The organism is Brachyspira intermedia PWS/A (genome assembly GCF_000223215.1).
In the GTDB taxonomy this organism is placed as follows: domain Bacteria; phylum Spirochaetota; class Brachyspiria; order Brachyspirales; family Brachyspiraceae; genus Brachyspira; species Brachyspira intermedia.
Map to the genome: position 1 here is coordinate 2,323,095 of NC_017243.1, position 14,534 is coordinate 2,337,628.

Genomic DNA, 14,534 nt, shown 5'->3' on the forward strand with positions numbered 1-14,534 from the left:
TATTATACAAATATCACTTGCACCAAAAACATATAAAGTACAGTACCTGCCCCTATACTTATAAGTACATTTCTTTTTATTATATGCAAAACAACTATAACTGCTATAGATATTAATTCAGGTATAGCATAAGGAAATTTTATTATATTAATATCCTTAAGACAATACACCACTAGAAGTGCTATCATAGAATAAGGAAGTACTTTACCTAAAAACTGCACATATTTATTTTCAGATAATGATTTATTTATTATAAGAAAAGGAAGAAACCTAAGAAAAGCAGTTCCAATTACAATCATCAAAGCAGTTATTAACATTTCTGTATTATTCATATATTTTTCCGTCTTCATTATTATATTTATAAACTATGCTTATGGATATGAATATTAACACCATAGCAAGTATTATAAATATATTAGTTTTAAATATTAAAATAGGTATTGAACAAATAAGCCCAATCAAAGCACCTCTATGATCTTTACTTTCAAGCCATTGTTCTGTAAATATCACAACGAATAAAGCAGTTAAAACAAAATCAAGCCCTTTAGTATTAAAAGTTATAAAAGAGCCTATTAAACAGCCTAACAATGTACCTATATTCCAATACATATGATTTATGAAGGCCACAAAGAAAAGAAAGGCATTTTTATTGATATTTTCCGGTATATCAGCAGAACATAGTATCGAAAAAGTTTCATCGCTTAAGGCAAATATCAAATAAGGTTTTATAATTCCTGTATTTTGAAATTTTGATACAAGAGATATTCCATAAAAACCTACTCTTGAATTAACTATTAATGTGAGTATGAAAGCATATAGAGGATTAAAAGGAGCTAAAAACAAATAATTAATAGCCGTATACTGCATGCTTCCGCAATAGGCAAATAAACTTAAAAAAACTGCAAGCCAAGTATCAAAACCTTTAGCTTTCATGAGTACACCATAAGCCATACCCAAAAATATATACCCTACAAGAACAGGTATAGTATAAGGAAATGCATATTTTAATGCTGGAATTAAATCATGTTTTTTAGTATTCATATTATAACTTTGATTTTATATTCTTCACTTTATTTTCATCAGTATATTTAACGCTGAACTCAGGAGGTCTTAAAGCTGCTCCCATAAATACATTTTCATTTCTATATTCCATTAAACTATTAACTGTTTTATTTGCTGTCATATGATATTCATTAGCTTTTACGGTGTCTTTTATATATTCAATATTTCTTTCATTTATTCCGCTTCCAGGCATTATTATTATTTTATCATTATATTTTTCAACCAATTCTTTTAATTTTATTATACCGCTCATAACATTAGCCTCTCCGCCTGAAGTGAGTATTCTCTCAAAACCTAATGATATTATGTCTTCACATGCTTCATTTAAATCACGGCTTACATCTATTGCCCTATGAAATGTTGCCTTACTGCTTCCCCATAAATCTAGTAATTTAGAACATCTTTCTTTATCAACTCTACCCTCTTTTGTAAGTATACCGAATACTATTCCGTCAATTTTTAATTCTTTCATGAGTTTTATTTCTTTTTTCATTATTTCAAACTCAATATCATCATAGCAGAAATCTCCCCCTCTAGGACGAACCATTGCATATATTGTAGCATTTACTTTTTCTCTTGCTAATTCTAAAACGCCATAACTAGGAGTAGTGCCTCCTTCAAACATATTGCCGCAAAGCTCAAGTCTGTCAGCTCCGCCTTTTTCAGCATTTATGCAAGACTGAACAGAATCAACACATATTTCTATTTTTGTATTCATAATAATGCCCTTTATAAATTAATTAAAACGTATAGATTATAACTAAACATAATAATTCTGTCAAAGTTATTATTAAAATAAGTTATTTTGTAATAGAAAATTTTCAATAATTTTGAAAAAATACATATTAAATATTGACTTTTAACATGTTTACTATATGATTTTTCCATAGTTTTAATATTTAATTATAAAAGGTTATATAATGTATAATAAATCGCATCGCATCGCATCGCATCGCATCGCATCGCATCGCATCGCATCGCATCGCATCGCATCGCATCGCATCGCATCGCATCGCATCGCATCTAATTTCAACTAAACATTTCATAATTTATATATTTTATATTCTTTTTTCGTATTGCATAAAAAAATTTACGCTATAACAAAATATTTTATTCTATATATTATTAAGCAAATAAATATTGATATAAAAATATTATTTCAATTTGGAGGTTTGCTTATGACATAGTTATACTTTTTTATTTAAATGAAAATATTACTAAAAAATTAAATGGAGTAAAATTATGAATATTAAAAAACTATTATCTATTTTATTTATATGTATAATGTTTGTTGTATCTATGACATCATGCAATAACAGAGTAAATGACCCAACACAAAATGCGGGCGGAAATGATTCAGGCAATAATGGGAATGATAATGGAAATAATAATAACGGACAAATAGAGCCTACAGTTATAAATATAAATTTGAATGAAAAAATTGATGATGCAACATTAACAGAAAAATTTGCCAATTCCAAAAATCAGTATAATAAATATCAGCTTTCAATAGTAGGAGACGTTACAGCTGAAGATTTAAAAACTTTAAATCTTTTTCTTGGAGGTAAATATGCTAAAGGAGAATATACACTGCCATTGATATTAGATTTCAAAAAAGCAAATTTTGAAAACAATACTATAAATGATTTTGGGAAAAGTTTCGGAATTTATTTGGAAAAAATCACTTTTCCTGATACTTTAAGAACGATAGGCAAAAAAGTATTTGAAGATGTTGAAAATCTTAAAGAATTAAATTTGCCTGATTCTTTAATTTCAATAGGTGATTTGTCATTTTCTGACATAGCATCACTTGAAAGACTTGTAATACCTGATTCTGTAATGTCTATTGGAAATGTAGTTTTTACAAGAACATATTTTATCAAAGAACTTAAACTTTCTAAATCTCTCAGAACAGTAGGATTTTCTTCCATAAATTTAAGCTATGATGCTACTGCAGTTTTAGATGAAATAAATCTCCCAAATTTAACTTATGTAGATGCTAGTGGTCTTTCTGGAATAAAAACTAAAAAACTCGTACTTCCTGAAACTTTAATCTATGTTGGACCTAGAGCTCTTGATATTAGCACATCTGAAATGATAAAAAATGAACTTAGAATACCAAAAAGTTTAAAAAGAATAGAAGAATATTCTTTTTATGGTACTGATGTTATTTATCTTTATGACACAATAGAGCATATTGATATGACTTATTCAACTAAAGCAGTTGTATATTATGGAACTGACCCTAATAAAACGGTAACAGGCGGCGGGATATATGCTTATGATTACAGTGTAGCATTGTATTTGCCTAATGTAAAAGTAGGAGATCCAAATGCTAATCCTGCAATTTGGGAAACTTTTCTATTAGATAAAAGCAGAGGATATAAATTCCTTCCTCAAAATATACATTTCGGTACAGAGCCTGCACAAAATTAAATTAGGAGTAAAATATGAAGCATAAAATTCTTACAGCTATTTTTTTAATATTATTAATTGTATCTTGCAAAAATAATACTATGGATCCGTCATCTTCAAATAATGATAATGATAATAATAACAAACCGCCTATAGAAAATCCTATAAAAAGTACTGTTATTAATATAACTTTGGGTGAAAAGGTAGATTCAGAAACTATCAATACAAAACTTGATAATTCATTTAATGAAACAGGAAAATATGAAATAGAAATAATAGGAGATATGACTGATACTGATTTGAAGGCTTTAAACTCTGCATTAAAAGCTAAATTTACAAGCCCTTCTATAAAATTAAGTTTGAAATTGAAAGAAGCTAATATACCTAATAATACTATAACTAGCAGTTTTGGAGAAGGTTATTTATCATCTATAGAAAAATTAATACTTCCGGACAGTGTTTCCATGATAGAAAATGACTCTCTTAGCCTACTACCCAATTTAACAGAATTAGAACTTCCTGAGAATTTAATTATAGTAGGAAATAATGTATTTAAAGATATAAGTAAATTAACAAGTCTTAATATGAAAAATCAGATTCTTGAAATAGGAGATAATTCATTTTGCCAGCTTTCATCTTTAACATCAATTAATATTTCTGATTCTTTAAAAATTATAGGAAGATATTCTCTTTCAGGAGCTAAAAATATTAAAACAATTACATTGCCTTATTATTTAAGCTATATAAAAGAGTATGCATTTTCTGATTGGACTTCATTAACAGAAGTAATATTTAATGAAAATACAGCTATTATAGAAAGTTATGCATTTAATAACTGCACTTCTTTAAAAATTATAAATTTTGAAAAAGCATCTGCTTTATTTACATATGTATTTGTCAATGCATTTTCAGGAATAAATGGATTAGATAAGTTATATATTCATTCTTCTGCACAAGTAAAAATAGATGATAATGTTTTTAATAATGTAAAAAATATTATTATAAAAGGAAATAGAAATGATTTTGTTTCTCTCACAATAGGAGGGGATTTATCATCTTCCAAAATTTATTTTCCAGATATAAGAAATGGAAGCACGTATCAAAATTATGAACTTTGGAAAGGTTTTTTAAGGAAATCTGGAGAGTTATGGAGAGAAGATCAAATATTATATAACCAGACTATATAATTTTAATATATAAAATTAATATTCCAAAATAATATAATAGGCAAAAATGCTTACTATATTATTTTGGATTTTTTTATTTAATATTATAAATATTTTTTAACTATAATAATAAATATACTATAAATTTGCTAATTGTCAAAATATATCATACAATACCAGCCACATCTATTTTATAATAAGGACTAAGTTTATGAAAAAATTATTTATAATGTTATTACTTAATATAATTTACATATCTGCTTTTGCTGATACTACCGATATAACAAAGCATTTATTTTTTACTCTTGAAGGAAGCATTGATAAATACCCTATTACAATAAATATACATATTGAAAATCCTGATAATATTACAGAAAATAAAAAGTCTAATATAGACGGATATTATCAATACAATAACGTTAATACTCCAATACCTATAGACGGAGAAATGGATAAAAATATTATTAAATTTACTGCCTTTGATTATGATAATTCTAATAAAAAAGAAGAATTCAGATTTAAAATAAATAGTAGTCAGTTAAATAATATTATTAATTTAGGAAATGGTAAAAAGAATATTAATTTAGGAAATGGTAAAAAGAATATTAATTTAAAAGGAAGCTGGCAAAATAACAATAAAAAATTAAGCTGTAATATAGATACTGTAAAACCTTTAGGAGATAAAATACATACTGTTTATGATATATATGTTTCTAAAGAATATAAAGATAATACTTATGGTTTATCAGCACTTTATATAGAAAATTTAAAATCATCTATATATGAAGGTAAAATCATAAACAAAATAAACAATACCAATGAAATGATAAAAAAAATTAATGATGATATTGCTAAAGTAAATCTTAATGAAGAAGAAATTTTTTACGAAGTTAATTTTTATAATTTTTATAACAAATTTTTTAATGATAATATTTTATGTTTTACAAGCAGTACAGAATACTATTATGGAGGAGCATATCCTGATACTGCAATATCACATTTGACATTAGATATTAATAAATTAGAAATAAAAGTATTAACTTTATCAGATTTTGTAAATGACAGCGATAAATTTAGAAAAGCTTTGCAAAGCGAAATAGATAAACATTATAAAGAAATTGGAGAAGATGATTTTACTATTGATGTAATAAATAAATCTGATAGTTATTATGCTGAAACTTTAATGTCAAGAAATGTTGCAATTACCAGACATTCTGACGGCATTAGTTTGCATATAAAGTTTGAGCTTCCTCATGTTGTTAGAGCACTTGATGATTTTGAAATATCTTTTGAAAAATTAAAGCCTTATTTAAAAAAGAATATCTATTGATTATTTTGCCGCTTTAATAATAAATAATCAAAACTTTACTTTTATAGTTATTTTTTTGTATAATAAAATTATATGAAAGATTTATATAAATTAAAACAAATATTAAATGAATCAGTTACTATTGAAAATTTAAATAGAATCAATGATTATTTTGTACGCTATTTATTTTCCCATTCAGGCAATGAAAATATAGCTTTAAATTTCATTAATGCAGTATTTAAAGATTTAAACTTTGAAACTTTTAAAAATATAGAAATACTAAATCCTTCGCCAAAGGCGGGCAGTCGCCTTAACATAGCGGAGAACTACGATGAGAAAGAGTCTATAGTTTATATCAAGGCTACTACAGAAACAGGTATAACTGTTTTAATAGAAATACAATCTAAAGGAAATGAAGACTTTATAAAAAGAGCTTTATACTATCGGGCTTATAATTATAGTTCTAGTTTAAATAGAGCTTCTTTTTATGATGAATTAAAACCTGCTGTAAGTATTAATATTACAAATTTCGTTTTAACTGATGAAGATAAAGTACATAGCTGTTATATTTTTAAAGAATTAAATAATAATAAAATTCTAACAGATCATTGTCAATTACATTTTGCACCGAAGGTGGGCTTTGCCCCATTTGCAGATACATATAATAGAATTAAAAAAATTCAAGAAAAACATATTAACTAAAGATTTAAATTGTTGGTTAAAAATATTTACAAGTAAAAATTTGGAGGGTTCTATGTCAGAAATAGTAAAAGAAAAGCCTATAATGGAAGAAGTACAGAAAAAATATAATAATTTTATAAAAAGCAGATTAATGATGATGGAATATGAGAAGAAAGAGGCATATTTACATGGTAATCAAATAATGCTTGATGAGGAGAGAAGATTAGGTATTGAACAAGGAATGGAGAAAGGCATAGAACAAGGTAGGAAGGAATAGCAAATATCTATAGCTAGAAGTTTAAAAAATGCAGGTATAGATATAAAAATCATAAGCGAAAACACAGGATTAAGTATAGAAGAAATAGAAAAACTATAATAGATATAAATTTATTTTAAAAATAAAAAGAGCTTCTATATAACAATATATAAAAGCTCTTAATTTTTTATTCTTTTTTTAATAATTCGGCTACTATCTCATCAAGTTCTTCAGGCTTTACTCTAGGATCATAGCGTCCAACTATATTTCCTTGCCTATCTATTAAAAACTTACCGAAATTCCATCTTATTTTATCAACGCCTTCTTCAGTAGGCTTTTCTGTTCTTAAATAAGTAAATAAAGGATCAGCATTTTTACTATTAACTTTAACTTTGTCAAATAGCTTGAAAGTAATGCCGTATTTCTCCTTTCTAAACTCAGCAATTTCTTCAATAGGTTCTTTAGCCTGTCCGCCGAATTGATTACAAGGAAAGTCTAATATTTCAAAACCATCCTTTTTATATTTTTTGTATAAATCCTGCAACGCAGAATATTGTTTTGTGAATCCTCATTTAGTAGCGGTATTAATTATAAGTAATACCTTTCCCTCATACTTTTTTAATTTCACATCTTTACCTTCAGCATCTTTAACTGTGTAGTCGTATATACTCATACTATCCTCCGATTATAATAATATTTTACTAAAATAAAAAGGCATAGTATATTAATTACCATGCCTTATATATTTCAATTATAATTTAATTAAAAATTATAAAAGAGCTTTAGCAGCATTTAAAGCAGCTTCATAATCTGGTTCATTAGTGATTTCAGGAACGTACTGAACGTATTTAACAACATTGTCTTTGTCAAGTACAAATACAGCACGAGTAAGAAGTTGTAATTCTTTTAATAAAGTACCGAATTTTCTTCCAAAATCTTTTTGATTGTAGTCAGAAGCTACGATATGAGAAGCAGCATTAGCAGCAGCACACCATCTAGCTTGAGCAAATGGTAAGTCAACTGATACTGTTACAACTGTTACTCCTTTAAGAGAAGCAGCTTCTTTATTGAATCTTTTAGTTTGTATATCACATACTGGTGTATCCAAAGATGGTACAGAGGAAATGATTTTTACTGTATCACCTGCATCTTTTAAAGACCATGGGCTTAAATCTGTTTTTAATACTGTGAAATCTAAAGCTTTAGCTCCAACTGTTAATTGAGCACCTTCTAAATTTTGTGTTGCACCTTGAAATGTAACTGTCATATTTTTAACTCCTTAAACAATTATTTTTATTAAAAAATGAAAATAATTATTAATTTAATTATTTAAAGAAAATATATAATTATTAAAAAAAAAGTCAATAAAAAAATATTACAATTATATTCTTTTTCTAGATTCTAGTAATTTTAGTCTTATTAAAAATTCTTTATTGTATTTTATATCTATATTAACATCTTTTTTTGTGAAAGGATGAACAAAATGAACCTCTTTAGCAATTAAAGCAAAACCCTTCATTTTGTAAATATCAGCATTTTTTGAGTATATTTTATCGCCTATTATAGGATGTCCAATATATGAAAGATGCACTCTTATTTGATGAGTTCTTCCTGTCAAAGGCTTTAACTCAAGCAAAGTATGTTCATTTAATCTTTTTAAAACTTTATAATGAGTTATTGCCGATTCTCCGCCTTCTTTTACTGATAATGGAATTCTTCTATTAGGATTTTTTTTGTCAATGCCTATTGATATATCTATTGTGCCTTTTTCCTTTTCTACTTTTCCCTGAACTATAGCATGATACACTTTATTAATAGTTTTATTTTTGAAAGATTCTTCAAAATATTTTTTAGTTTCTTCATCTCTTGCAAGAATAACTATTCCTGAAGTAAATTTATCTATTCTATGAACTAAATATAAATTATCAATATAAGTATATTCTTTTTTTATTGCATTTATTAAATTATTATCAACTTCTATTCCTGCCTCTTTATCAATGGCAATAAAATAATCATCTTCATAAATAATTTTCATTTTATATTCACTTTATAATTTTATAATTTTTCTATAATCAAAGATATTCTAGTAAAAAAGTAATTCACATTCCTCAAACTTTCAGCTATAAGAAATATTAACTTTTCTCTAGTTTCTCTTTCTCCCCTTTCGCACATAAGTATGGTTGTTGAAAGAATAGTTTGAAGTATGCTTGCCTTTTTTTGATATTCTTTTACGAGATTCATTGTTTCATTATATAATTCATCTATATTATTCAAATTATTATTTATATTATTGTATGTGTTTGATAAAATATTTCTAAACTCTTCTAATATATTTTTTAATTCTATATATGCTTTTTTTATATCAGTATCACTATCTTTTTTATATATGCCATTAGCAATATTCAATGCCTTCTCTCTTATATTATCAACATAAAAATTTTCAATACTGCCCTCTTCTATAGAATCTATCTTTACAGCTTCCTTGGTGATTCTCTTTATTTTCATATTTGAATATCTATCTCTGAATTCATTAAAATATTCCATCTGACTTTCAAATACAAATTCTGTAGGCGGGTAATTATCTATATTAGTATTATTTTTTATAGCATTAAAATAGTATGATTCATAAGTTTTTAATTTATTAGTTTTATTCACCATATATTCATAAGAAAGTGCATGTTTCATATGTCTTTCATAAAAAGGATAGCTATTATCAAATCCTATTAATAATACTTCATCTAAACCAATATAATTAGCAAAATCTATCATAGTAGTTGCTACGGTACTAGAAGTTGTAAGGCATGATAATTCAGTGAATTTTTGAATATATTTTATTATCCCTAAATTTTCAGAAGAAGTAAATCTTATAATATCAGCATTTATATTTCTAGGTATTATTTTATTTGCCGATATATCCATAACTAAATATGGGAATGCTCTATTCTCATAAACAAAATCCAAAGAATTAAAAAAACCTCCGTCTACAGTAATTATAAAATCAGGAATTATACCATGTTTACATAATACACTGTAACTAGTATCTACACATATAATAAAAAAATTTTCTCTTTCTTTTTTTATATATTCTATGCTATGCTTTAATGTAGGACCAGGACATATAAGTAATGCCTTGAATCCTTTAAATGCATTTTTGAAATGAATTATATCTGATGATTTCTTTATGTACTCACTATTAAATATTATATTTTTAGTCCATATATTTTCAAAATACATATTAGTAAATATATTGGATATTTCCTTCTCCATTATATTTAATATCTGAGTATAAAATATATTAGCATTATCCTTTTCTTCTTTGGTAAGCGATGGAAGAAGAACTAAATTAATACCGTTGATACTTTTATAATCAATGATATTATTCACATAATTAATACTATCATCTTTATATATAAAAAATATATTATTATTATCAGTGTTATATATATTGTAATATGAATATTTGAAAACTGCCGCATCTTCTATAACAACTATTATTTTTAGAGTTTTTATGATTTCTTTATTAAAATATTCATCAATATTTTCAAGCAAGTATTTTAAAGTATATCCTAATCCATATCCGTATATTATGAGAAGATTTTTATTTTTATTTATGTTTTCTAATGCTCTTTTGCATTCATTGTTTATATTATATTTACTATGTAAAGCTCTTCCATTTTTAGAAATTATTATAATATTATCTTTATTTTTCTCTATTTTGTATGAAGCGTCTAGTTCGCTCTGTTCTTCTTTTAATAAATTATGCAGTTTTACAGATATATTCATCTAATTATAATAACAAAAAAATATAAAAATCAAATATATAGCAAAATATATAATAAAAAATAATTGACAATATTGATAATTATTATAAATTATAGTGGTATAACATTTATGAGGTATTTTTATGTCAACTTCACCATTAGGATATAATACTAAAACAGGAAAACCATACAAAGTAATGGTTATAGATGATTCTAGTACTATAAGAATAGCTGAAAGAAAGATATTGTTATCAGAAAACTTTGAGGTAATATTGGAAGCTGACGGTGCTATGGATGCTTTAACAAAACTTAGAGAAGCAGTAGATAAGCCGGATATAATAATGATGGATTTTGAAATGCCGCAGATGAACGGAATTGATTTGTTGAAAAGAATAAGAGCATTAAATATAGACGCCAAAATAATAGTTGTTACTTCTTATGCCAATAAAGGAGTATTGATGGAGTTCTTAAAATTAAAAGTAGACGGATATGTTGTAAAGCCGGTTCAGCGTCAAACTGTAATGTATCATTTAGCTAAGGTAATAGGAAGAGAAGATTATTTAAAATAGAATTATTCTATTAAATCTATAATTTATTTTTTATATAATCAAGAACTGAAAGCCAATTTTCAGAAATAAAAATATATATCTATAATAGTATAGTGTGAATTATATATTTTCTTCTTTATTATAGTATAATTTATATATTGATAATTTTACGATAAAATGTTATAATTGTACGAATATTTTTTTAAGGATATAGATATATGGCAGTAAAAAAGAATAAAGAAGATAATTCGGAAGAAAGACAATATTCCACACTGACAAAAGATATCTTGAAAAGAGTAGATCATATTTCAATAGAAAATGAATTAAGAGAATCTTATCTAACTTATGCTATGAGCGTTATCGTTTCTAGAGCATTACCTGATGTTAGAGACGGTTTAAAACCTGTTCATAGAAGAATCCTATATGCAATGTATGATGCTAATCTTACTCATGATAAGCCTTATAAGAAATCGGCGGCTACGGTAGGAGAAGTTTTAGCACGTTATCACCCACATGGTGACTCTGCCGTTTATGGTACTATGGTAAGAATGGCACAGGATTTCTCTATGCGTTACTTACTTGTAGACGGACAAGGAAACTTCGGTTCTATAGATGATGACCCACCTGCAGCAATGCGTTATACTGAAGCTAGAATGACGCGTTTTGCTGAAGAAATGCTTAATGATATAGAAAAAGAAACTGTAAAATTCGTACCAAACTTCGATGATTCCAGAACTGAACCTTCTGTGCTTCCTGCAACAGTACCTCAGCTTTTAGTTAATGGAAGTATGGGTATTGCTATCGGTATGGCTACTAATATGCCTCCTCATAACTTGAAAGAAGTTGTAAATGCTATAGTTTATTATATAGATCATCAAGATGCAGAAATCAAGGACTTGATGCGTTATATACAAGGTCCTGACTTCCCTACTGCTGGAATTATATACGGTAAAGAGGGAATAAAAGAGGCTTATACTACAGGAAAAGGCAGAATTAAGTTAAGAGCCAGACTTGAAGTAGAAGAAACTAAAAGAGACAGAGAAGCTATAATAGTAAAAGAACTTCCTTATGGTGTTGTAAAAACTACTTTGCATGAAAAAATAGCCGAATTAGTTAAACAAGGTAAAATTGAAGGTGTAGCAGATATAAGAGATGAATCAAGCAACAGAGCTGGTATTCGTCTTATAATAGAGCTTAAAAAAGGTGTTGCCACACAGATAGTTCTTAACCAATTATGGAAGCATACTGATTTAGAAACAACTTTTGGTATAATAAACCTTGCTTTGGTTAATGGTGAGCCTAAAGTATTAAATTTAAAAGAACTTATCAAATATTTTGTTGATCATAGAGTTGAAGTAATAACTAGAAGAACAGAATATGATTTGAATCAGGCTAAAGCTAAAGCACATATATTGGAAGGCTTATTAATAGCACAGGCTAATATTGAGGAAGTTATAAGAATAATAAGAGAAAGCGAAAATACTGACGCTGCTAGAAACACTCTTATGAATAGATTTAAACTTTCTGAAAAACAGGCTCAGGCTATACTTGATATGCCTCTCAAACGCTTAACTGCTTTAGAAAAATTAAAAATAGAACAAGAATTACAGCAATTAAGAGAATTTATAGCTTATTGTGAAGATTTGCTTGCTCACCCTGAAAAAATACTTGCTGTTATTAAAGATGAACTTAAAAAGATAGCTGAAAAATATGGCGATGACAGAAGAAGTGAAATAATAGGCAAAACAAATGATACTGAAATAGATGAAGAAGATTTGATACATGATGAAGATGTTGCGGTATCTATCACGACTCAGGGATTCATTAAAAGAGTACCTGCTTCAAGCTATCGTACTCAAGGAAGAGGCGGCGTAGGTGTTCAAGGCGGAAAATCTCAAGGAGAGCATTATATAGAACATTTATTTGTTGCTTCTACTAAAGACTATTTATTCATATTTACAGATAGAGGTAAAGCTTTCTGGATGAAAGTGCATGAAATTCCTGCTTTAACTAAGATATCTCAGGGTAAAAGTATTAAATTTATACTTAACTTAGCACCTGAAGAAAAGATTACAAGCTACTTTACAGTATCCGAATTTGACCCTAAACAGTCTATTATAATGGTTACTAAAATGGGTACTATAAAGAAAATGGAATTAAAACATCTTGAAAATGCTAAAAAGAGAGGAATACTCGCTTTAACATTAGAAAATAATGATGAATTAGTTGCTGTTTCACCTGTACAGACTGGAGATGATTTCATTATGACTACTGCTGCAGGACTTGCTTTAAGAATCACTGAAGAGAAAATCAGAAAAATGGGAAGAGCTGCTGCTGGAGTTAAAGGTATTGCTTTAGATGATGATGATATTTGTGTATCAGGAAACGCTATACATAAAGGTGAATCATTAATAGTTATTACAGAAAACGGAATAGGAAAAAGACTTTCTTCAAAACAATTCAATGTTAAAGGAAGAGGCGGAAAAGGACAGATATATATCAAGCCGGATAATAAAACAGGAAATGTTGTCAGCGTAAAAACTGTAGGAGATAAAGATGAAATAATGGTTGTTACTACTGATGACATGACAATAAAAATAAAAGCTGATTCTATACCTGAACTTGGAAGAAATGCTAAAGGGGTAAAAATCGTTAATATTTCTGATGGTGCTAGAGTTAGTGATTTGGCTGTTGTACCTGCCGATAATGAAGAAAAGAAGTAATAAATAGTTTTTATTACTATATATTTTAAGCCTATATATTTTTATATAGGCTTAATTTTTTTTAGAAATTTGTAATTTTCTAAATTTTTGTTATATTAATAATATAAGGAAATATGTATTCAGAAATATTTAAAATGAAAGTTATTTTATTTCTTAAATATTTAATTTTGATTAATTACAATTTTCTGTTAAAGAAAAAAATTACTTATTAAATATATAAAAATATAGATAATATTAATATGTTATTTTTGGGGTTAAATTATGGATACTATATTAAAGCTGCCTTATGAAGCCGAGATCTTTATAAAAAGTAAATTTCTTAAAGCACAAATAGTAGAAATCGAAAAAATAGAAAATATCTTCAAAGTAGAACTCGATAATGAAGTATTTATCACATTTGATGAATATGGCAACTGGATTTCTATCAACAGCCAAAAAAGGCTTCCGGAAGCTGTTATACCTGATGTAGTTCAAAATAAAATAAGTAAATTAAAAAAATCTGAAACAAAATATCAATACGAAAATTTAGATATTAATGAGATAAGAAGAATCATTAATTCGTATAGGGTGATATTAGATCATTATTTAGAAATGCATATATACAGCAATTAAA

At 26.7% G+C, this 14,534-nt stretch carries 13 protein-coding genes and 1 pseudogene; 7 read left to right on the forward strand and 7 right to left on the reverse strand.

What is annotated here, in order from left to right; genetic code table 11:
* Positions 1–2: 2 nt before the first annotated feature.
* From BINT_RS09970 to BINT_RS09980, 3 genes are read right to left on the reverse strand one after another with little or no spacing between them, the layout of a single operon-like run.
* Positions 3–332 (reverse strand): branched-chain amino acid transporter permease, encoded by a 330-nt coding sequence (locus BINT_RS09970; RefSeq protein WP_041177391.1) that lies wholly within the window; start codon positions 330–332, stop codon positions 3–5.
* Positions 325–1,041 carry an AzlC family ABC transporter permease gene (locus tag BINT_RS09975; RefSeq protein ID WP_014488452.1) on the reverse strand — a complete coding sequence of 239 codons (717 nt, stop codon included), beginning with the start codon at positions 1,039–1,041 and terminating at the stop codon, positions 325–327. Before BINT_RS09975 ends, BINT_RS09970 begins: the two co-directional genes overlap by 8 nt.
* A gap of 1 nt (position 1,042) precedes the next feature.
* The gene (locus tag BINT_RS09980) at positions 1,043–1,780 is read right to left on the reverse strand and encodes a copper homeostasis protein CutC (protein WP_014488453.1); all 738 of its coding nucleotides are present in this window, start codon (positions 1,778–1,780) and stop codon (positions 1,043–1,045) included.
* A 524-nt stretch (positions 1,781–2,304) separates the two neighbouring features.
* Here BINT_RS09980 and BINT_RS09985 point away from each other — a divergent pair.
* The 4 genes and pseudogenes from BINT_RS09985 to BINT_RS10000 all read left to right on the forward strand — a co-directional run bounded on the left by BINT_RS09985 (position 2,305) and on the right by BINT_RS10000 (position 7,009).
* Positions 2,305–3,498, forward strand: coding sequence for a leucine-rich repeat domain-containing protein (locus BINT_RS09985; protein ID WP_014488454.1), 1,194 nt, complete (start codon positions 2,305–2,307; stop codon positions 3,496–3,498).
* Between the two features lie 14 nt (positions 3,499–3,512).
* Positions 3,513–4,664 (forward strand): leucine-rich repeat domain-containing protein, encoded by a 1,152-nt coding sequence (locus BINT_RS09990; RefSeq protein ID WP_014488455.1) that lies wholly within the window; start codon positions 3,513–3,515, stop codon positions 4,662–4,664.
* Between the two features lie 190 nt (positions 4,665–4,854).
* Entirely contained in the window at positions 4,855–5,973 is a 1,119-nt protein-coding gene (locus tag BINT_RS09995) for a hypothetical protein (RefSeq protein ID WP_014488456.1), read from the forward strand.
* A gap of 72 nt (positions 5,974–6,045) precedes the next feature.
* Positions 6,046–7,009, forward strand: a pseudogene (locus tag BINT_RS10000) (Rpn family recombination-promoting nuclease/putative transposase).
* A gap of 67 nt (positions 7,010–7,076) precedes the next feature.
* On the opposite strand, the gene BINT_RS10005 reads toward BINT_RS10000, so the two are convergent.
* The 4 genes from BINT_RS10005 to BINT_RS10025 form a co-directional block, all read right to left on the reverse strand.
* Entirely contained in the window at positions 7,077–7,562 is a 486-nt protein-coding gene (locus BINT_RS10005) for a glutathione peroxidase (RefSeq protein ID WP_083818252.1), read from the reverse strand.
* A 96-nt stretch (positions 7,563–7,658) separates the two neighbouring features.
* Complete coding sequence (gene tpx / locus BINT_RS10015) at positions 7,659–8,156, reverse strand: thiol peroxidase (protein ID WP_014488460.1); 498 nt, start codon at positions 8,154–8,156, stop codon at positions 7,659–7,661.
* Positions 8,157–8,270: 114 nt separating this feature from the next.
* A complete protein-coding gene (locus tag BINT_RS10020) occupies positions 8,271–8,924 on the reverse strand; it encodes an RluA family pseudouridine synthase (RefSeq protein WP_014488461.1) in 654 nt (217 codons plus the stop codon).
* Between the two features lie 20 nt (positions 8,925–8,944).
* Positions 8,945–10,672: a motility associated factor glycosyltransferase family protein gene (locus tag BINT_RS10025; RefSeq protein WP_014488462.1), complete on the reverse strand. Its 1,728-nt coding sequence runs from the start codon at positions 10,670–10,672 to the stop codon at positions 8,945–8,947.
* A 121-nt stretch (positions 10,673–10,793) separates the two neighbouring features.
* Here BINT_RS10025 and BINT_RS10030 point away from each other — a divergent pair, with 121 nt between their 5' ends.
* The 3 genes from BINT_RS10030 (at position 10,794) to BINT_RS10040 (ending at position 14,533) form a co-directional block, all read left to right on the forward strand.
* Positions 10,794–11,219, forward strand: coding sequence for a response regulator (locus BINT_RS10030; RefSeq protein WP_014488463.1), 426 nt, complete (start codon positions 10,794–10,796; stop codon positions 11,217–11,219).
* 197 nt (positions 11,220–11,416) lie between these two features.
* Positions 11,417–13,921, forward strand: a complete 2,505-nt coding sequence (gene gyrA, locus BINT_RS10035) for a DNA gyrase subunit A (protein WP_014488464.1) — start codon at positions 11,417–11,419, stop codon at positions 13,919–13,921.
* Between the two features lie 261 nt (positions 13,922–14,182).
* A complete protein-coding gene (locus BINT_RS10040; protein ID WP_014488465.1) occupies positions 14,183–14,533 on the forward strand; it encodes a PepSY-like domain-containing protein in 351 nt (116 codons plus the stop codon).
* The last annotated feature ends 1 nt before the right edge of the window (position 14,534 follow it).

Bases quoted from the DNA above. Each gene is read 5' to 3' on its own strand.
- BINT_RS09970 (WP_041177391.1), bottom strand. From the start codon at position 332: ATGAATAATACAGAAATGTTAATAACTGCTTTGATGATTGTAATTGGA.
- BINT_RS09975 (WP_014488452.1), bottom strand. From the start codon at position 1,041: ATGAATACTAAAAAACATGATTTAATTCCAGCATTAAAATATGCATTT.
- BINT_RS09980 (WP_014488453.1), bottom strand. From the start codon at position 1,780: ATGAATACAAAAATAGAAATATGTGTTGATTCTGTTCAGTCTTGCATA.
- BINT_RS09985 (WP_014488454.1), top strand. From the start codon at position 2,305: ATGAATATTAAAAAACTATTATCTATTTTATTTATATGTATAATGTTT.
- BINT_RS09990 (WP_014488455.1), top strand. From the start codon at position 3,513: ATGAAGCATAAAATTCTTACAGCTATTTTTTTAATATTATTAATTGTA.
- BINT_RS09995 (WP_014488456.1), top strand. From the start codon at position 4,855: ATGAAAAAATTATTTATAATGTTATTACTTAATATAATTTACATATCT.
- tpx (WP_014488460.1), bottom strand. From the start codon at position 8,156: ATGACAGTTACATTTCAAGGTGCAACACAAAATTTAGAAGGTGCTCAA.
- BINT_RS10020 (WP_014488461.1), bottom strand. From the start codon at position 8,924: ATGAAAATTATTTATGAAGATGATTATTTTATTGCCATTGATAAAGAG.
- BINT_RS10025 (WP_014488462.1), bottom strand. From the start codon at position 10,672: ATGAATATATCTGTAAAACTGCATAATTTATTAAAAGAAGAACAGAGC.
- BINT_RS10030 (WP_014488463.1), top strand. From the start codon at position 10,794: ATGTCAACTTCACCATTAGGATATAATACTAAAACAGGAAAACCATAC.
- gyrA (WP_014488464.1), top strand. From the start codon at position 11,417: ATGGCAGTAAAAAAGAATAAAGAAGATAATTCGGAAGAAAGACAATAT.
- BINT_RS10040 (WP_014488465.1), top strand. From the start codon at position 14,183: ATGGATACTATATTAAAGCTGCCTTATGAAGCCGAGATCTTTATAAAA.